Source organism: Planctomycetia bacterium, from assembly GCA_034440135.1.
Taxonomy (GTDB): Bacteria; Planctomycetota; Planctomycetia; order Pirellulales; family JALHLM01; genus JALHLM01.
Genome location: JAWXBP010000009.1, coordinates 1 through 20,039, shown reverse-complemented (window position 1 = coordinate 20,039; position 20,039 = coordinate 1). Strand labels below are relative to the sequence as shown.

Genomic DNA, 20,039 nt, shown 5'->3' with positions numbered 1-20,039 from the left:
TTTCCGGCAAAAGGATTTGCCCGCGTGGAGCAGGGTTTCTCATTTTCGCGAGCAGTCTCGTTGCTAGCGCGCCGCGCCCTCGTTGCGGCGCCGTTGCTGGGTTGCATCCTGGGCTGCGCGGAAGGCTGGCGGCTTCGCACCGAGGTGTTGCCACCGCAAGATCCGTCGCAGGCGTTGGCCGAAGCGACCGTGACCGACGCTCCGCGCGAGGCGTCGGCAGCAGCCGGCGATGATCCTTTGGCCCAGGACAGTTGGGCCCGCCGCGTCAGCACCGGCGATGCTCTTACCCCGAGCCGGCACTGGCGTCACGTGGCGCTCGAATCCGCCGACGGTACGTTACTCATCGACGAAGATTCGTTGCGTGAGAATCTCGACTCCAAGGACAAACTCACGGCAGCGAATGCGCGGCTGTTGCTAATGCGGAGCACGGATGCAGCGGGTCAAGATGAAGATGCGTCGCGGCAACTTCGCGAATTAATCGCTGACGCTCGGCTATCCGCCCCGTTGCGAGCGGCGGCCGTGGAGACGCTCGCGGAGTTGAACTCCGGCACGCCCCGCGACGCCTGGGTTGAACTGCTCGGCGGATCGGGCACCGGCGGGTTGGCATTTCGTGCGCAACCGGTCGAAGTTCGTGTTGAATTAGTGAGGCGCGGAGCGGCCGTCTTCGAGCCCGCAGCCAGTATGGCGTTCACGGAGGCGCTGTCGGATCCGGAGCCGGCCGTGCGCGTCGCCGCTGTGGAAGCCTGGGCGAAAGCGAAACCATCGGCAGCGCCGCCGCAACTTGTCGATCTGGCCAGCGATCTGGATCCCGGCGTGCGCGCTGCCACGGTTAGCACTCTCGCGGCCATGGAATCTCCGCTGGCGGCCGAGGCGGCCCGCGCGGGATTTCGGGATCCGCAACTCGAAGTGCGGCTCGCGGCGATCGCGGCGCTGGGGAAGATTAAGGACCCTTCGTCTGATGCATTCTTGCACGAGGCCGCGAGCTCGGAAGGGAATATGGTACGCGCCGCCGCCGTCGAGGCGTTGGCAGTGCGAGGCGACGAGGCTGCCGTATTCGCGGCGGCCAAGGACAATGATTCGATGGTCCGGACCGCGGCTGCCAGGGCGTTGCGGCATGTTAAGGCTCAGCACGGAGCGGCCATAGCGCGGACGCTGATCGCCGATCGTTCAATGTCCGTGCGCCGCGCGGCGATCCAAGCCGTGGGGACGTGGCCGTTGGCCGACGCCGGTCCGCTCCTTTTCGAGGGTCTGGACGACGGAGCGGTCGATACGCGGAAGGCGGCGCATGAATCGCTCAAAATAATTTGGCCGGCCGCCGCTGAATTCCGTTACAGCTCTGACGCCGCTACGCGCGCCGCGGCGTTGGCGGCGCTGCGCGAACAATGGCACACGTCGCAGGGAAGCAATTCGACCGCCAACGAAATCGTCCGCGAGGCCTCGCCACCCTTGTTGGAAACTCACGAGTTGGCCGAGGAACAGCTACGCGAATTGCTCGCCGCGCTCACCGACGCCACCGCAGACAACGACCCGGCCGCGCTGGCCGCGATGCAACGTGCGAACACGCACCTGGAATCGCAATTGCTCGACTGGACCGATCGTGAGAGCCAACCGATTCCTGAGAACGTGTACAGCGAAGTGCTGGCGTCGCGCAACGAGGCCATCGGTCAATTGGCGGATTGGGAATCGCTCTCCGCGCAGGAGCGGCGACTGCGCGTGAGCGCCGTCGCACAGCAGGCGAGTGACAAACCGCTGACGCCATTGGCGGCGAGGAGATTGATCGAACGGGTGCTGCTGGCCGACGACCCGTTGTTGTGGCAATCAGCGCTCGACGCTTGTCGCACTCAGGCCGATGCATCGACGCGACGCTTTGCCGCTGCGGCCCTCAGCCATCCGACGCCCGACGTCCGCCGCCGGGCCTGCGAGTTTTTCATCGAACAACCCGGCATCGATGCCGTGACGTGGCTGGCTCCCGCGTTGGAGGACGAAACCTCGTATGTCGCGGCAACAGCGGCACTGGCGATCGGTCGCTGCGGGGAGCCTCAAGACTTGGGGTCGCTCGCGGCCCTCTGCGGTCATCGCGATGCGGATTGTCGGCTGGCTGCCGCGGAGACCTTGGCTGCCTGGCAGGATGACCGCGGCGCCGCCGCGTTGGAACGTCTCGCGCTCGATCTGGATCCCGCGGTGCGGATCCGCGCCGCCGAGGCCATGGGCCGCATCGCGAGCGCGGAATTCGTGCCCATGTTAATTGCGATGCTCGACGACGACCTCGGCGTACGCCGTGCGGCTTTGGCGAGCTTGCCGTCGGTGGCCGGCGAAACTCCGATTGCCGCCGACGAGTTGCCCGCGCCGCCGCTGGCGGAACAAGTCACGCGCTGGAAAAGCTGGGCCGCCAAGCAAGGCGAATTGCGTCGCTAACTCGACACGAGGCACACGAGCGAGCGTTCGATCAATGTCAGTTTGCCGTCGCGCGGCAGGATTGGCCCGTCGTACTGCGGATAGACATCGCGGGGCGGTGCGGCGGAAGTATCCAGGAACGTGCGCCAGCGCATGTCGCGGGCCACGCGCGGGATCAGAAACTCGCGTGGCGAAAAGCCGGCGTGCAGGAGCAGCATCACGTGCCGTTGCGGCCAGCTGCAGCGTGAGACGTCTTCGCCGCCGGCGACCGGGGCCAGCAGGCAAATCAGGCTGCGGTCGTTGGCCGACCAGGAGACGGGCCCTCCCTGCGGGCTGAACCAGCTCACGTCGGAAATCATCCCGATTTGCTCGGGCCGGCCGTTCAAGAAGTGTGTGCGGCGCAGCGCCGGCTGGTCGGCGCGGAACCGCAGAATCGCCTGCACAAAGCGCAGCAAATCCGCGTGGCGCTCCACGAGCTGCCAATCGAACCAGGAGATTTCATTGTCCTGGCAATAGGCGTTGTTATTGCCTTGTTGCGTACGCCGACATTCATCGCCGGAAAGCAGCATCGGCACGCCCTGGCTCAATAGCAACGTGGCGAGCATATTGCGAATCTGCCGCGAGCGGATCTGCTCGATGTCTTCGCGCTTCGTCGGCCCTTCGACGCCGTGGTTGTGGCTGTTGTTGTTATTGTCGCCGTCGCGATTCTGTTCGCCGTTGGCCTCGTTGTGTTTTTCCGAATAGCTGACCAGGTCGCTGAGCGGAAAGCCGTCGTGAGAGGTGAGAAAGTTGATGCTATGATACGGACTGCGGCCGCCCGATTGATACAAATCACTGGAACCCGCCAACCGCGTGGCGATCGGGCCCAGCAAGAAGTCGTCACCGCGCCAAAAACGCCGTGCGTCGTCGCGGAAATGCCCGTTCCATTCAGCCCAGCGCAAGTTCGCGAACGAACCGACCTGATACGCGCCCGCGGCGTCCCAGGCTTCGGCAATGACTTTCGAGTCGGCCAGCAGCGGGTCCTCGGCGATCAACTCGACGACCGGCGTGTTGGGCATGATCTCGCCGCGCCGATCGCGGCTCAAGATCGAGGCCAGATCGAAGCGAAAACCGTCGACGTGATAATTGTGGACCCAGTGCCGCAGGCAATGGAAAATCATTTCCCGGACGACGGGATGATTCCCGTTGACGGTGTTGCCGCAACCGGAATAGTTGCGGTAGTTGCCGTCCGCGTCGAGCATGTAAAAGACGCGATTCTCCAGCCCTTTGAAGCTGAGCGTGGGCCCGCGCTCGTTCCCTTCGGCGGTGTGATTGAACACAACGTCGAGAATCACTTCGATGCCGGCTTGATGCAGCGCCTTGACCATTTCCTTGAACTCGCGGACTTGTCCGCCGGGTTCCGTGGACGCGGCGTAACCGCGATGCGGCGCAAAGAAACAGAGCGGGTCGTAACCCCAATAGTTCGAGAACCGCGTCTTTTCGCCTTGCCAGTTGGTCGTCGGGAATTCGTAGACCGGCATCAATTCGACGGCGGTCACGCCCAGTGATTTCAAGTACGGAATGCGCTCGATCAGTCCTAAATAAGTGCCGGGGTTTTGCACTCCGCTCGAGTCGTGCTTGGTGAAGCCGCGGACGTGCATCTCATAGATCACGGTCTCCGCGAGCGGTCGCCGCGGATGGCGATCATTTTCCCAATCGAAAGTGCCATCGACGACGACGCATTTCGGCGGCCGTGTAATACCGTCGGGCGCGGCCTGGAACTCGCCGGCCAAGGCGCCGGCGTAGGGATCGATCAGCCGCGCGTTGCCGTCGAAGCGATGACCTAAACGCGGCGCGTTCGGACCGCCGGCCTGAAAATGATAAAGCTGTCCCGCGCTCGTTCCCGGCACGAACAGGCTCCAGACGTCCCCCCAGCGGTCGACCTTGCGGTCGAACGATACTACATCATCCGGCTCCGTCGCGTCGACGGACCGGTACAGCAACAGCCGCATTTCCGTAGCGGAACGGCTATATACGGAAAACTGCACGCCGCCGTCGCGGATCGCGGCGCCGTAAGGAAAGGGATAGGAGAACTGTCCGGGACAGTAGGTCGATTCGACCGACATAATGGAACCAACCAGAACGTGGCCAGGACATCAGGGCTGTTGGATCATGCAAACCTACACCACGCTTTGCGCGCGGCCTGCGACACCCCAAGACTTTCGGACAGCGGCGGAGGGCAATTTTTTCTTGCGCCGCATGGGACGGGCCGTAATCGGCTTCGAATTGGGGTGGTGGCTGGCAGCCGAGGGTCTGGCCGAACCGCTCGGTATTGTAGAAGGTTTCGATGTATTTGAACACGCTCAAGAGCGTGGCTGCTGGCGTGTCGACCGTCGCGTGCTTGAGCGACCAGAAGAAGCGTTTCATCGGGGCGCCGTCGTAACAGTTGCCGATGCGACTCATCGAACAGGAGATGCCGAACATGCGCAGCGTCTGTTGATGCGCTTCGGCGGTGTACTGACACCCTCGGCCCGCCTAGGCCGGTTGCCAGCGCTGGGCTTCGTCGAGGGCGTGCCGAATCAGCACCAGCAGGGCGTTCGGATCGTACGGCTTGCGCACGAAGTATTGGCTGCCCGCTGCGCGGCAGCGGCGGATGATGTCCGGCCGTTCCATGCCGCTCAGGATGATGACCGGAATGTGACAGGTGTCCTGATTGTCGGCCAATTGGGCGCAGACCGCGAAGCCATCGATATCCGGCAAGCGGAGGTCCAACAGAATCAGGTCCGGACGTTCGCTGACGGCGAGCTGCCAACCGTCGCGCCCCGTGACCGCGGCACTGACTTCGTAGCCTTGGTTCCGCAGCCGATACGCCAGCGGTTCGGAAAGCGTCTCGTCGTCTTCAATAATCAGAATTCGTTGAGCGGCGTCGAGGAGTTCAAATTCCGCTTCCGATTGCGACTGATGATTCGGCTTTTGCATGGCGTCCGATTCCAAGCGAGACGAAGCCCGGTCGGTGACCGGATGCTAGGAAAAGCTACGACCGAATCGGCTCCTCGTCAAAGCGAAAACCGGCCGGTTTCGCGGAAAACAGAGCGAATCGCCTGCTAGACTTTGCCGCGTAGGACGGTCGCTCCGACGCTACGGGCGCAACGCTCCAGGCCCGCGATCGCTATTCGCCGCGGAGCGACGGCAGGAGCGGCGCTCGCTGGAGCGCGCGGATGGCAAGCAGACTCACCAAAGCGCCGACCAGGGCGACGGCGGCGAGCGTCGCGGCGAGACCCAGCCACGGCGGCGCAGCGCCGCCAGCCAGCCAATGTGGAAAAACGACGACGACCGCCGATGCCACGCCGACGATGAGTCCGCCGAGCAGCAGCGCCGCGTTTTCCATCAGCACGAGAGCCGCCAATCGACTTGGTAGGAAGCCGGCCGCACGCATCAAGGCCAGCTCTCCGCGTCGCTCGAGGATGTTGCGCAGTTGCACGGCCGCCAGGCCAAGAGTGCCCAACAGCAGGCCAAGTCCGCCGAGGCTTTGAAACGTCGAGAGATAAGTGTTCTGCACGGACATCAACGCCGCCAATCGATCTTCGGTGGGGACGACGTCGAAGCCGTAGTCTTCCAGCGCATGTTCAAGGTTTGCTGCGACGTCGGGGCTCTTACCGGACTGCAACGGGTGTCGCGCGATTCTCGAACTCGGGACGTTCAACAGGAACATCCGGTAGCCGGACGCATCCGGGAAATTCTGCGTGAACTGGGCTTCGCTGACGATCAACGCGCCTTGAAGCACGCTGTTTTTCAGTAAGCCGACGACCTGAAACGAAAGCGGCTCTCCGCCGCGATCGTCGTTCAGTTCATAGGTCGCGCCGACGCCGGACAAGTGGAGACTGAACAGGGCGGTAGCCTGGTCGATGATGACGGGAATCTTCCGTTTGCCCGAAGTGGTGCGCCCCACGTCCGTGTCGAGCAACGTCCAAGGATTCGCATGCTCCTCCGCAGTCGTTGCCGCTGTGCCCGCCCAGGCGAAGCCGCCGCGTTGAATGAATCGCGCTGGCATCCCCAGCACTCGGGGTTGCGAACTTTGATACAAGTTCAGGCAGCTCGCATCGTCGCCAGGCTGGACGCGGAGCGCGAAAATGGAAGCGTCGCTGAGCTGTTGTTGCAACGCGGCGCTGAAGCCCAGGTCCCCCTGCGCCGTGGCATCGCTCAAATCAGGGAAGATCGGCTGGTCGCTCTCGGCGATCCAGTTGAAGCCGCCTGCGCCGCCCGTGGGTTTGTCGAGCGCTTCGTCGGGATTTAAGCGAAACGCGCTCAGCGCCACGATTAAGAAACTTGCTGCCGCCACCAACCCGATCGTGAGGGTGCTGCGGCCCGGTTTGCGCGCCGCGTTGCGCCAGGCTAAGCGGTGCAACGTCCAAGCGTCTCCCGTGGAACTTGGTTCGCGACGCATCTCGCCGCGGGCGGCAGTGAGGAGCGCGGCGAGCATTATTGCACCGCCCCCGAAGAACGCGCCGGCCTGGGCGTCCCCGCTGAAGCGCGTCGCGGCGACGATCAAGCCGATTGCGAGCACCGCTAAGGCGATCGCGATGATGCGGCTCCATGCGCCGCTTGATCGTAGTGCGGTTTCACTGGCCGACATCTGCCCCGCCAGTAATTGACGCACAGAAGTCTTTCGCAGCGGCCGTAGCGCGAGCGCCACGACGAACAAGCTGATCAGCACGCCGGCTAGTCCGCCGATTGCGAGGCTTCGCGCATCAACGTGCAATCGCAAGAACGGCACGCCGATCGCGCCGAGCCACCAGCGCGGGCTGGTCAGGGCGGCGAGCATCAATTGGCAGTACAGAATGCCAAGGACAACGCCGATCAATCCGCCGACCATGGCCACGAGGGCCCCCTCGGCCCAAAACAGCCGGCGCACACGGCGCAATGGCCAGCCGCTGGCGATCAATACGCCGATTTCGCTGGCGCGCTGTTCCAAGCCCAATCGCACAAGAATCGCGATCAGCAATCCTGCGGCGGCGATGATGAACATGCTGAAGCCGAGAAAAAGCTGCTCGAATTGCGTCGTGCCGCTGGCGGCCTGGAGCGCCGTTGAACGAATTGGGCGCAGCTCCATGCCGAGAGCTTCAGGTTCGAGTTTCACGCGGGCCGCCAAACCATCTGCAGTGAGATCGCGATGATAGGGCATGCGAACCGCGGTGGCCTGACCGAAGCGGCTGCCCCAGAGCTTTTGTCCCGTCACATACGAAACGAAGGCCTTGGGCGTGGTGTGGTATTCGTTCCAATAATCGTCATCCTGCGGACGGATGCGCGATTGATCGTAAGGAAACGGCGCATCCCAATCGCGCATGTCCTTGTCGGTGATGCCTTCGACTTCCGGCGTCCACGCGGCGTCGCTGGCCGGTGTTGGAGGCGCGGCGAACTTCACTAACTCATTGCGACTGGCCGCTTCCGCCGGCGGCGTGAGGGCGACGATGGCCTTCAAGCGGAATTTCGCCGTGCGTTCTTTCGCTTCACCGTGCGTGGTCTCCGGCTCGAAGTACGCGACGCTCACTTCCGCGCCGATCGTGCCGTCGACGCCGAGATCCTTCGCGGCCCAATCGTTGAGCACGATTTCGTCACGCTCCAGCGGGCCAATTTCTTTGCCGTCGCGATCGAGCCAGGCGGGACCGAGGCGCTCCGTGGAATCGACGGCGGTGATCGTGGAATACGGAATCGCCTTGCCGTTCGCGTCGATCGAGTTCGCCAGGTACGTCAACACGGGGATCGCGCCATCGCGGTGCCAGGGCGCCAACGCCGCGCGCTCGATCGCCGGGTCGAGCAACATGCGCTTGCTGGTCAGTTGCCAGGCTTGCGTAACCACTTCGTCCCCGACGCGATATTGCACCGGCGCGAAGACGAGCCCCAGGTCCGCGAAGTTCACTTTCACGTGATCATTCAACGACTTGAGAACCGTCGCGCTATCCTGTTCGGCGGCATCGCCGCGCGAGGCGATGAACAGGGCGTTGATCTCGCCGGCCGCGGCCGGACGATTGGCGCCTTGCAACGATTGCAGATTCACGAAGGCGTTACGCGGCGCCTGTTGGCTGGGGAACATGGTGAAGCGGCCGGGGCCCTCGGCGGGAATGATGGCCTTCACCGTGAACTCGACACGACGGAGCGTATCGACTTTGCGCCCCAACGGGCTGTCGCTCGGAATGCGTTCGGCTTGCGGCAAGCGGAGGATGATTTGATGCCCCACAGCAGCGCCGAGTTCTTCGGCGACCGGCTGGTTCAAGACGATTTCGCCTGGGGCCAAGGTGAGCGCTTGCTTGGGCCAGCCCTGCGACCAGAAGGCATCGGTCACGCCCAGCACCTGGACCTGCGTGGCGAGCCGTTCCGTTTCCCGGCACTTAAGATTGCCCTGCAGCAGGATCGCGGGCGCGACGTCGTGTTCGATCGCTTCCGCGAACGACGCCAAATCGTCCGCCACGCGCTGGCGGAAGAACTGCGGCGAGACCATCGCGTAGTCAATGCGTCCCAGTCCATCGAGCGCCAAATCGCGCAGGCTGCCGCGCACGGAATCGCCAACCAACAGCGCGCCAGTCAACACCGCCGTCGCCGCCGCCACGCCCAACGCCACGGCCAAGTGCACCTTCAAGTGCTGCCACAAGCCAGCGCGGAGTAGCGAGAGAAATGTCATGGCGTGGGATAGAACGAGTTTGAAGTTTTCAGTTTTAAGTAGAACATGATGGCACGAGTCTTTACTGAAAACTGAACACTGAAAACTTCAAACTCCTCCTCCGTAGTGAATCCTCGGAGCAACCTATTGTAGTCGTTTGACGTAAAGCTGAATCGTGACATCGCCGATTTTGACTTCGATTGAATCGACGCCCGGGATCGGAGCGAAGCTCAGCGTGGTTCCGAGCGTTTCGCCGAGGATATACGCCTCGCTCGCCTGGAGCGCTGCACGCAGCTCGTCGATCGCGCCGCCGACGCCGATTTCGATGCGGTCGGTGTATTCGCAACTCACGTCTTTGCGTTGGCCTTGAACCGCGTGGACGAATTCCCGGGCGAGGCCTTCCGCCAAGAGCGCCGGCGTCAGTTCCGTGGACAACACGACGACGGCGAGCGCGCCTTGTGCGGCGGCCCAACCTTCTTTGGCTTGCAGGCGGACTTGCAACTCCTCGCGATCGAGCGAGACTTCGCCGTCCGCGAGTGCGATCGTCGCTACGCCGTTCGTTTCGAGTTGCTTCAAGAGCGCGTTGGGATCGGCTGCGGCCAAAGCTGACTTCAGCGCCGGCAGTCGCTTGCCGAGCTTCGGGCCGAGGCGTTTCAAGTCCGGCAGCACGGTGTAGGAAATGTATTGATCGGCATTAGGCGCGTAGTCGACGGCCTTGACGTTCAACTCATCACAGACCAGCGCGCCGTGTGCTTCCAACCAAGCCTGATGGGTGCGGTCGGCGAGGATCACTTCCACTTTACCGAGCGGTTGGCGGACCTTGAGTTTGGACGCCATCCGCGCGTTGCGGCCGAGGGAGACGATTTCGCGGACCAGCTTCATGCGTTCCGACAGCACCGCGTCGTGCGCCGACGCATTGCCGGTCGGATAATCGGCGAGGTGGACGCTTTCGATTGCGCGGTCGCCGAACGTGGAGACGACGAGGTTCTGCCACAACCCTTCCGCCAGGAACGGCGTAAATGGGGCGATCAGCTTGGTCGTCGTCACCAGGCATTCATACAGCGTCCAATACGCGTCGAGCTTGTCGGGCGTGTGCTCGCCGCTCCAGAAGCGATCCCGGCTGCGGCGGACGTACCAATTGCTGAGCGCGTCGACGAACTCGGTGATCACGCCGCACGCGCCGTAGTTGTCGTAGGCGTCCATTCGCTCGACGACTTGCGCTGCCGTGCGATGCAATTCGCCCATGATCCAGCGATCGAGCTCGCCGCGCTCGGCAAGTTTTCGGTAGCCTTTCGCCTTCGCCAAGACGTCGCTCGTCAGCTGACCGACGTCTCCGGCCAGCGCCGTCGCGGGATCGAACTGGTCGATGTTGGCGTAGATCGCAAAGAAACTGTAGCAGTTCCAAAGCCGCAGCAGGAACTCCGGGATGCTGTCCTTGATCGCTTGTTCGCTGTAACGAATCTGCGTCCACGGCGGCTGGTTGGCGAAGAAGTACCAGCGCAACGCGTCGGCCCCGTACTTGTCGAAGATCTCGTTCGGCTCGCGGTAATTCCGCTTACTCTTCGACATCTTCTTGCCGTCCTCGCCGAGCATCAGGCCGAGGACGATGCAGTTTCTGTAGGGGTGGGGATACTCAAACGTCGGCGTGAGCGCGCCACTGACAGGTTGTGTGCCACTGGCGGCTTGTCCGCCAGTGCGATGGGCGACGTCGACTCCAACACTGGCGGACGAGCCGCCATTGGCACCCACATCATTTTTCGCGCCTGAGTCGCCGAACAACAGCGTGCTGATCGCCAACTGGCTGTAAAACCAGCCGCGGGTTTGGTCGAGGGCCTCGCTGATGAAATCGGCCGGGAACTGTTGTTGGAACTGCTGCTGGCCTTGGTGCGGATAGCCCCACTGCGCAAACGGCATCGCGCCGGAGTCGTACCAGCAATCGATGACGTCGGGAACTCGTCGCATCCGCGCTCCCGGATGATGCGGCGATTCGTACGTGATCGCGTCGATGTAAGGTTTGTGAACCTTAAGGTCTTCGGGAAGATTTGGAAACTCGCGCTTGGCTGCTTCCCATCGATCCATTCCGCGAACGCCAGGCTTCGCAAGCAACTCATCATAGCTGCTAATAGCTTCCGGTCGCATAGTGGCTTCGCAGCGCCAAATTGGCAGCGGGGTGCCCCAATAGCGTTCGCGCGAGAGCGCCCAATCTACGTTCGTTTCCAAGAAATTGCCGAAGCGACCGTCGCGAATATGTTCCGGCAACCAGTTGATCTGGGCGTTATTCGCCAGCATCGCATCTTTGAACTGGCTCGTGCGAATGAACCAACTGCGACGCGGGTACTGAATGAGCGGGTCTTCCTCGGCCCGCCAGCAGAACGGGTACTCGTGAAGGTATTGCTCCTGGTGCAACAGCAGCCCGCGGCGCTTTAGTTCGCGCGAGATGTCCTTATCGCAGTCCTTCACCCAGCGGCCGGCGTAATCGGGCGCTTCGTCAGTGAATTTGCCGTCGGGTGCGACGGCGCAGATAAGCTCCGGTCCATCGCCTGGCTCGAAGCGCGCTTGCTCGGCGATCAGGACGTCGAAGTCTACTTCGCCAAACGCCGGCGCTTGATGCACGACGCCGGTACCGGAATCGGTCGTCACGAAGTCGGCGGCGACGACACGCCAGGCGAGTACTTCTTTTTTTCCGGACTTGAGAACGCCTTGCTTTGCGCTTTGCGACTTGTGGTAGTAGTCGAACGGTGGAATATAGCGTCTGCCGACGAGATCGCTCCCTTTAATTGAGGCGCGAGGTGCGAAAGGCGTCACTCCTTCCGGCTTTGATACTTTTGCAACAACGTCTGCCATTCGTTCAACGGCGACGACAAACTTTCGCTCCTGTCCTTCCACGTCGACGACAGCATATTCCAGTGCCGGATTCACCGCCGCAAATTGATTGCTCGGCAAGGTCCAAGGCGTAGTCGTCCACACGAGCAGATCTGTGTCGGACAGAGTTCCGTCCTCGTTGAGCAACGGAAACCGCACGTACACGCTCGGGTCCGCGACTTCGCGATATCCCTGCCCCACTTCTCCGGCCGAGAGGGCCGTGCCGCCTTGGGCCCACCACCAGACGATCTTGTAACCTTGATATAGCAGCCCGTCGTCGAACAGTTTTTTCAGCGACCACCAGACGCTTTCGATGTAGCTCTGGTGGTAGGTGACGTAGGCTTCGTCGAGGTTGACCCAGAAGCCGAGGCGTTTGGTGAGGCGTTCCCATTCCTGCATGTAGCGCCAGACGCTTTGCTGGCACTTGTGGATGAACGGCTCGATGCCGTACGCTTCGATCTCTTCCTTGGAGTGGATGCCCAGCTCTTTGCAGACTTCCACTTCGACCGGCAGCCCGTGCGTGTCCCAACCGGCTTTGCGCTCGCAGAGTTTGCCGCGCATCGTTTGGTAGCGCGGGAAGAGGTCCTTGATCGCCCGCGTCAGGCAATGCCCGGGATGCGGCATGCCGTTGGCGGTCGGCGGCCCCTCGAAGAACACGAACCGCTCAGCGCCGGCCCGCTGGACGAGCGATTTCTGATAGATCCCCTGTTCCTTCCAGAATTTGGCGACCCGGGCTTCAAGCTCCGGAAACTTAACGCTGCCGGAATCGGAGGGGAACATGGGGGAGTGATGAGTGATGAGTGATGAGTGATGAGTGATGAGTGGACTCGTCACGATTGTTCTAGGGGGAGCCAAGGGGAATGAATTGGCGATCGAGTTCTGGGCTCAGTGCCAAAACTCATCACTCATCACTCATCACTCCGCACTCATCACTTGGCCGCTGCGATCAACCGTCGAACCCATACTTCCGGGCCAACTCCTGATACTCCGTCGTGTCACGGAGGGCGTCGAGGTCGCCGTCCATGGTCAGGTAACGGAAGTCGCGGTAGCCGAGTTCCAGGGCGCGGCGGAGTTGTTGCAGGCCGTCGCGGGCCAGGCCGGCGAGGGCCAGGTTGCAAGCCAGGTTGTAATGGGCGACTTCGTCGTCCGGGGCGAGTCGCACCAGCCGGCGGTCGACTTCCAGGGAGCGCTCGTGCAGACCCTTGCGAGCCAACAGGCCGCCTTGGCAACGGAGGACGTCAAGGTAATTCGGGGAGCGTTCCAGGATGGCGTCGTAAAAGCGGATGTCGAAATCAAGCTGGTTCGACGGCGCGCGATCGCGCAAAGCCGTGCCGCTCGAATCCTCGTCGAAGTCCGCTGAAAACTTGCTGTCATCCGACATGGTTGGCTCTGCTCCGGGGTACTACTGGTAGGTAACCGCGAAATACGCGAAAGGACGCGAAAAGGGGAGGCGAAAGTTTTGGTTCACGGAATACGCGGAATGACACGGAAGGTGGAGCGGGAACACTTTGCTACCCAACTCCCTACTACCTCTTTTCCGTGTTCTTCCGCGTCTTCCGTGAACTACTCTCCCACCAACTCTTTCGTGTGTTTCGCGTGTTTAGCGGGCCTAAATCCTACGGTTCAACGTCGCCGCTGAAGTCGGCTTTCTTGTCATTGTCGTCTTTTCCGTCGATCAGGTGTTCGTCCTCGTCGAAGTCCATGAACTCGTTTTCGTCGAGGTCCTGCTCGAAGTCGTCATCAAAATCGTCGTCGAAGTCGTCTTCGTCGAACTCTTCATCGTCGACTTCGGGCGTCGTGACGATCTCGATCTCCGCGTCGTCGTCATCCTCTTCTTCCTCGTCATCATCCTCAGAGTCGTCGTCTTCCGCCACGGGGTCCACGACCAGCCCGGCGGGCGTGTTCCAGCAGGGGAGCTCCTCCGCTGGCGGAAAGGCTTTCAACTCAGTCGGAGCAGCTTCCAGGCTAACCTTCATGGACGATTCGACTCGTGGGGGCGGGCGACAAAAAACAATCCAAGATCAAATTGGTACGGGAGTTACGCCCGTTTGTCAATCGGGAGATCGGGGGGCGGACTGGATGTCGGACGTCGCTTATGATGGCTGGATGGACGAGAACCCTTATCAGTCGACACTTACCTCGTTCGAACCGCAAAATGATGGCGGTACAAAACGGGCGAGCGCCGTTTGTCCAAGGTGTCAGGGGCGCTTTTCGGTGAGCGAATTGACGAATGTTCCTAAATGGCTTCGCGTTTTTTACCTAGCGTTTGGGATAATTCTCCCACCGCGATCTGCGATGGAACGGTTGAAACAGGAAGTCACGGTCCAGTATTGTCGAGTTTGTTGCCGGTCCGTGGGCATGGCTCTGTTCTTTGTCGGGTTCGTCGTCTCGGTGACGACAATGGGCTTTCTCGTCGGACTTTACTTTCGTTAGTTCGCAATCGAGACACGGCCCCTTCTCGACCCCCCGGCGTTTCGCTCTTACAATGCCAAACTTTCCGTCCCGGGGCGAACCTGGGGGCGGTTCTGTTCGATCTAGTGTTCTGCGAGCCATTCGAGCCGGTACACTAGCCCGACGCGCCAGCGAGGGGGAGTTGACGTGGGAGCTGAGTGCCGGCCGTACTCAGCTACGACGTCCTCTCTCCCTCGCTGGCGCGTCGGGCTAGTGTAGTGGTCCGAGTGGCATGGCCAGCCGGAACTCATGTTTGGCAAAGGGGTTGCAACTTGCTTCGTACTCAGACTTGCGGCGAACTGCGGGCCGCGCATGTTGGTCAGGAAGTGACCCTTTGCGGGTGGGTCGATAGCTACCGCGACCACGGCGGCAGCCTGTTCGTCGACCTGCGCGACCGGTATGGCAAGGCGCAAGTGGTTTTCACCCCCGATGGCGGGGCGGAACTGCTCGCCGAGGCGCGGCAACTCCGCACGGAATTCGTGCTGGCCGTCACCGGAAAGGTCGCCAAGCGGCCCGAGGGAACGACCAATCCGAAGCTGGACACCGGCGAAATCGAACTGCGCTGCCGAAAACTGGAGATTTTGAACAAGAGCCTGGTGCCGCCCTTCCAGCCGGGGACGATGGATCTGCCCGGCGAGGACCTGCGGCTCAAGTACCGGTACCTCGACCTGCGCCGTCCGGACATGCAGCGGACGATTGTCCTGCGGCATCGGATGATCAAGGCGATGCGGGACTACTTCGATGAGCATCGCTTCATCGAAGTCGAAACGCCGATGCTGGGCCGCAGCACGCCGGAAGGGGCGCGGGATTACCTGGTCCCCAGCCGGGTCCACCCGGGCAAGTTCTACGCCCTGCCGCAGTCGCCACAGTTGTACAAACAAATCCTGATGATCGCCGGCTACGACCGCTATGTGCAGGTCGCCCGGTGCTTCCGCGACGAGGATTTACGGGCCGACCGGCAACCGGAGTTCACGCAACTCGACGTCGAGATGGCGTTCGTTGACTCGGACGACGTGATCGGCATCATCGACGGACTGGTCGCCAAGCTGGCGAAGGATATCTTGCGATTGGACGTCAAGCTGCCTCTAGCGCGGATGACGTATGACGACGCGATGGAGCGCTACGGGCACGACGCGCCAGACCTGCGTTTCGCCATGGAATTGGTCGACGTGACCGAATTGGCCAAGGAAGCTGATTTTCGCGTGTTCAAAGAAGCAGCCGCCAGCGGCAAACGCGTCCGCGGGCTGAACGCGAAGGGCGCCGCCGAAAAGTATTCGCGCAAGGGCATCGATGAGCTCACTGCGTTCGTGATGCAAGATCACGGCGCCGGCGGATTGGTCTGGTTCAAAGTCGAGGCCGACGGCACGCTCGCCTCGCCGACCGCGAAGAACTTTCAGCCGGACTTATTGAAGCGGATTGGCGATAAGCTGGGCGCTGCGCCGGGCGATTTCCTCTGCTTTGTCGCGGACACCTTCGAAACGACCTGCAAAGCGCTCTATGGACTGCGCAAGCGATTTGGCAAAGAACTCGGGTTGTACGCCCCCAACGCGATGCACTTCTCTTGGGTCGTCGAGTTCCCAATGTTCGCTCACGATGCGGAGGAGAATTGCTGGGCGGCGATGCATCATCCGTTCACCGCGCCCCGGCCGCAGGATCTGGAGATGCTCGAGAGCGACCCGGGTAAGTGCCGCGCGCAGGCCTACGACCTGGTGTGCAACGGTTGCGAGGCGGGCGGCGGTACGATTCGAATTCACGATCAGGGCGTGCAGCAACAGGTCTTCGATCTGCTGGGGCTGTCGCGCGAAACCGCGCGCGACCGGTTCGGCTTCTTGCTTGACGCCCTGCAATTCGGCGCTCCGCCGCACGGCGGGATTGCGCTCGGTATTGACCGTTGCGTGATGCTGTTCACCGGGTTGGAGAACATCCGCGATTGCATCGCTTTCCCGAAGACGCAAAAGGCGGCGGACTTGATGACCGAAGCCCCGGGGCAGGTCGATGCGCGGCAGCTCAAGGAGCTGTCGATCAAGATCAACACGTAACGCCTGTCGCAACGCTGCTCGGAACGAATGCGATGGTGCGCTCCCAAGCCCAGGGAAGGCCTCCGATGTCGTGGATGACAAATTCGACTTGGAGGGCCTTCCCTGGGCTTATCGGCGCGGCGGCGAATTGGTCCCGAGTGAAGTGGCCGACCCAAGTCGTCGAGTCGCAACAACACGCTTGCAACTGGGGCAGATTGTTGCCAAGCTGTTAGGCTCCACGTCTCGACCGCGCCCCGCCACCCCTCGAACCGATCGCTTCGGGAGGTTCCGTGACTGCTGCTCCGTCTTCACCGCCCGAGAATTCCTCGACGTTTACGCCCCCGCATCCGGGCTCGCCCCAGATGCCGCGGTGGGACGCCGCGGAGTTGATCGATGCGCCGTCGTTTACCTGGCGCAATTGGACGGCGCTGATCGGGCCGGGGTTGGTGATGGGGGCCGCGGCGATCGGCGGCGGCGAGTGGCTGCAAGGTCCTGTCGTAACGGCGCGCTATGGCGGCGGATTGCTGTGGCTCGCCACGCTGAGCATCGTCGGCCAGGTATTTTACAACCTGGAGATTAGCCGCTACACGCTCTACTCGGGCGAGCCGATCTTCACCGGCAAGTTCCGATTGTTGCCGGGGCCGATGTTCTGGCTTTGCTTGTATCTGGTGCTCGATTTCGGCGCGGTGTTTCCGTACTTGGCGTCGAACGCCGCCACTCCGGTGGCGATGATGATCCTCGACCGGGTGCCTGACCCGGATCACATCTCCGGCGACTTCTGGCTGATGCGCGGGTTGAGTTACGTGATCTTCCTACTCGGCATGTTGCCGCTGATCTTCGGCGGCAAGGTTTACAATTCCGTCAAAGCGGTGATGACCTTCAAACTCGTCACCGTCGTAGGTTTTCTGCTGTTCCTGGCGTTCATGTATTCCAAGGCGGCGACTTGGAAGGAGATCTGTTCCGGCTTCGTGAAGTTCGGCAATGTGCCGATTGAGCGCAGCGAGGATTTCAACGGAAACGGCGTGCTGGACCCGGGCGAGGACTGGGATAGCGACGGCCGACTGGACAGTGTCGAAAGCTGGGACGACAAAAATCGCAACGGACGGCCCGACGCCGGCGAATTCAACGACCAAGATCAAGACGGTCGGCGCGACGGCGACAATCTGGAGAATGTTTTCGTCTCGCTGTGGGAGGGACGAGGATTCCCCACGATCAACTTGGCGATTATCGCCGGGCTGAGCGCCATGGTCGCCGTGGCGGGTTCCGGAGGCTTGACCAATACGACCGTCAGCGTCTACACGCGTGATCAAGGCTGGGGCATGGGCCATCACGTGGGCGCCATCCCGACCATCTTTGGCAATCGACGGCTGGAACTGTCGCACACCGGAGTGGTGTTTGACGTCAACGAACAGACGCTCCCGCGTTGGCGGCGGTGGCAAAAACACATCTTGCGCGATCAACTCATCGTCTGGGGGCCCGCTTGCTTCGTCGGGCTGGCGCTTCCCAGTATGTTGAGCGTCCAGTTTTTGCCGCGCGGTACGACTGCGAACGATTGGAACGCCGCTGGCATGACGGCCGATGGCGTCGCCAACGCAGTCGGCTCCACCTGGGGGCCGCTGTTCTGGTTCTTGACGTTGTTCTGCGGGTTTCTCGTGCTCGCAGGAACCATTCCCGTCACCGCCGACGGGTTCTTACGGCGTTGGGTGGATGTGTTTTGGACCGGCAGCAAGCGGTTGCGAAGCTGGGATCCGGCGCACATCGGGCGTCTCTATTTCATGGTGCTCTGCTGCTATGTCGCGTTCGGCTTCCTCATGTTGTCCTTCACCAGTCCCAAGCAGCTCATTGAAATCACGGGGCTGTTCTACAACTATGCCCTCGGCTTCAGTTGCTGGCATACGATCGGCGTGAACACCATTCTGCTGCCCAAGGCGATTCGCCCGGGTTGGTTTATGCGCATCGCCATGTTCCTGGCCGGCGCATTCTTCCTCGCGATGGCGGTCCTCGCCACGGTTCAATTGTTGCGCAAATATGGGTTCATCTAGTTGTTCCCAGCAACAATGCGTGAGCCTCTTCTACCCGGCATGTCCCGATGAGACCGGCAATCCTGGCAACTTTGCCGATGCGGGCGGCACATCGTGCTTCGGCGTCATGGGACGGCCTGCCGGAATGCGCGCCTGGGGCAGCATTTCCGTCGGCAGACGTTCGCCCGGCAAAGTATTGTTTGCAGGCACGGTGTTTTGCACAGCCGCCGGTCGCAGGGCGCCCATGTTGATGCCGCGACGGCGCGTCATGGCGTAGTTGATCTGCCGCGGATGGCTACGCAATTGTTGTGCTTGCGTGTAGGCACGGCGCGGCCAGGGTCCTTCGCCCAAGGCGACGCCGTCGAACTCCAACAGCGTGCCCTTTTGGAAATGCGTGTTTTTGATCGCCAGCATGTAGTCGACCACCGAGCGATAGTAGGCAGTCGCCGCGTCGACTTCCGACGCCCGGGCTTGGACCACGACATCGAACGTCACGCGCCCCACGTCGAAGGCGTCGGTCACGGCTTGAACTTGCGTCCGCGCGGCCAACGTGCGGTCGAGATTTGTTTGCGTCAGCACAAAGGCACGATCCAATTCGCCGATGGCGTTGCTCAGCTCGTGTTGAATCTGCTGCTCTTGCTCGGCGAGGATCGCCCGCTCGCGAGACAGGTTCAACTGGGCGTTCCGCATGTTCGCCAAGGCTCGGCGGAAGCCGATCGGCACCGTCAACTGGGCGCCGAGTTGCCATTCCTGGTAGTCGCCGGCCAGCGTATTCTCCCACGCGCTGCCAAAGTCTCCCGTGCCTGGGGGACCGTTGCCCATGTAGTCGTCGCCGAGCCCCAGGAAGCGGTAAGTGCCGACCGCGTCCAAACGGGGCAGGAGGAAGTTTCGCGCGGCGATAATTTCCATCTCGCGGCGGCGAATCTGCACGCGCTGGCGGTGCAATTCGACGCGATAGATCATCGATTGCGGCAGAATGTCGTTCCAGTCGAACACGACCTTCGCCCGCACGGGCCGCTGCACCGGGCGAATCAAACGGCCGTCGTTGGCCGAGATGCCCATCAGCCGGCGCAGACGTCGCTCGTTCGAGTACACGCCGTTGCCATTCGTGCGCCCGCTTAGGGCGTCCTGAACTTGCGATTCGAATTGATAGTATTGAGCACGGGCCTGGGATTCATTCTCCAACTCGCCGCCGCGTTGACCGACGTCCATCAACGCTTTGATGCGCCGCCATGATTCGAGCGCTCCGTCGCGGGCCGTGCGCCGGGCGTCGAGTGTCGCGTAAGCGAAACCCAGCTCCCAGTAGGCGTCCTCGACCTGGCTGACCAGGTCGATCACGCGAGCTTCGAAGTCATCGGCGGCGATGTCCGTGTTTAATCGCGCGAGCACCACGCCGTTGCCGAAGAAAAAGCCCGGCGAGGCGTTTGGTCCAGCGATGCGATTCACTTCCAGGCCGGCGCCCTGCAATAACGGCTGACGGAATTCCGCTTCGACGTTGTTATCCCAGGCGCTCGTGAAGGCCTGGCCGAATGGCTGTCCGGAGTTGTTGTTGTCGTTGTAGGTCGAGTTGTTGCGCAGAGCCAACTGACCGCCAGCGGCCGTGAATTTGCTCAGTCCGGCTTGAAAGACTCCCAAATCTTGTGTGAACGACCGCGGCAG

The 20,039-nt window shown here is 61.9% G+C and carries 11 protein-coding genes; 3 read left to right on the top strand and 8 right to left on the bottom strand.

Features of this window, described 5'->3' with window-relative positions; all coding sequences use genetic code 11:
* Positions 1-60: 60 nt before the first annotated feature.
* Positions 61-2,415, top strand: a complete 2,355-nt coding sequence (locus SGJ19_00470) for a HEAT repeat domain-containing protein (GenBank protein MDZ4778708.1) — start codon at positions 61-63, stop codon at positions 2,413-2,415.
* Here the strand turns inward: SGJ19_00470 and glgX are convergent.
* The 7 genes from glgX to SGJ19_00435 all read right to left on the bottom strand — a co-directional run bounded on the left by glgX (position 2,412) and on the right by SGJ19_00435 (position 13,866).
* Positions 2,412-4,499 (bottom strand): glycogen debranching protein GlgX, encoded by a 2,088-nt coding sequence (gene glgX / locus SGJ19_00465; GenBank protein ID MDZ4778707.1) that lies wholly within the window; start codon positions 4,497-4,499, stop codon positions 2,412-2,414. The two genes, SGJ19_00470 and glgX, sit on opposite strands and share 4 nt — an antisense overlap.
* Positions 4,402-4,857: a hypothetical protein gene (locus SGJ19_00460; protein ID MDZ4778706.1), complete on the bottom strand. Its 456-nt coding sequence runs from the start codon at positions 4,855-4,857 to the stop codon at positions 4,402-4,404. The genes glgX and SGJ19_00460 overlap by 98 nt, the downstream gene beginning before the upstream one ends.
* A gap of 51 nt (positions 4,858-4,908) precedes the next feature.
* Entirely contained in the window at positions 4,909-5,352 is a 444-nt protein-coding gene (locus tag SGJ19_00455; GenBank protein ID MDZ4778705.1) for a response regulator, read from the bottom strand.
* Positions 5,353-5,542: 190 nt separating this feature from the next.
* Positions 5,543-9,049: an ABC transporter permease gene (locus SGJ19_00450; protein ID MDZ4778704.1), complete on the bottom strand. Its 3,507-nt coding sequence runs from the start codon at positions 9,047-9,049 to the stop codon at positions 5,543-5,545.
* A gap of 123 nt (positions 9,050-9,172) precedes the next feature.
* Entirely contained in the window at positions 9,173-12,670 is a 3,498-nt protein-coding gene (ileS, locus tag SGJ19_00445; GenBank protein MDZ4778703.1) for an isoleucine--tRNA ligase, read from the bottom strand.
* Positions 12,671-12,836: 166 nt separating this feature from the next.
* The gene (locus SGJ19_00440; protein MDZ4778702.1) at positions 12,837-13,271 is read right to left on the bottom strand and encodes a hypothetical protein; all 435 of its coding nucleotides are present in this window, start codon (positions 13,269-13,271) and stop codon (positions 12,837-12,839) included.
* Between the two features lie 235 nt (positions 13,272-13,506).
* On the bottom strand, positions 13,507-13,866 hold the full coding sequence (locus SGJ19_00435) for a hypothetical protein (protein ID MDZ4778701.1): 360 nt from the start codon (positions 13,864-13,866) through the stop codon (positions 13,507-13,509).
* Between the two features lie 747 nt (positions 13,867-14,613).
* On the opposite strand from SGJ19_00435, the gene aspS reads away from it, so the two are divergent.
* Together aspS and SGJ19_00425 are read left to right on the top strand one after the other, a co-directional pair.
* Positions 14,614-16,380 carry an aspartate--tRNA ligase gene (gene aspS, locus SGJ19_00430; protein ID MDZ4778700.1) on the top strand — a complete coding sequence of 589 codons (1,767 nt, stop codon included), beginning with the start codon at positions 14,614-14,616 and terminating at the stop codon, positions 16,378-16,380.
* A gap of 269 nt (positions 16,381-16,649) precedes the next feature.
* Positions 16,650-18,401 (top strand): Nramp family divalent metal transporter, encoded by a 1,752-nt coding sequence (locus SGJ19_00425; GenBank protein ID MDZ4778699.1) that lies wholly within the window; start codon positions 16,650-16,652, stop codon positions 18,399-18,401.
* A gap of 30 nt (positions 18,402-18,431) precedes the next feature.
* Here the strand turns inward: SGJ19_00425 and SGJ19_00420 are convergent.
* On the bottom strand, positions 18,432-20,039 hold a 1,608-nt coding region (locus tag SGJ19_00420; protein MDZ4778698.1), incomplete at its 5' end, for a TolC family protein.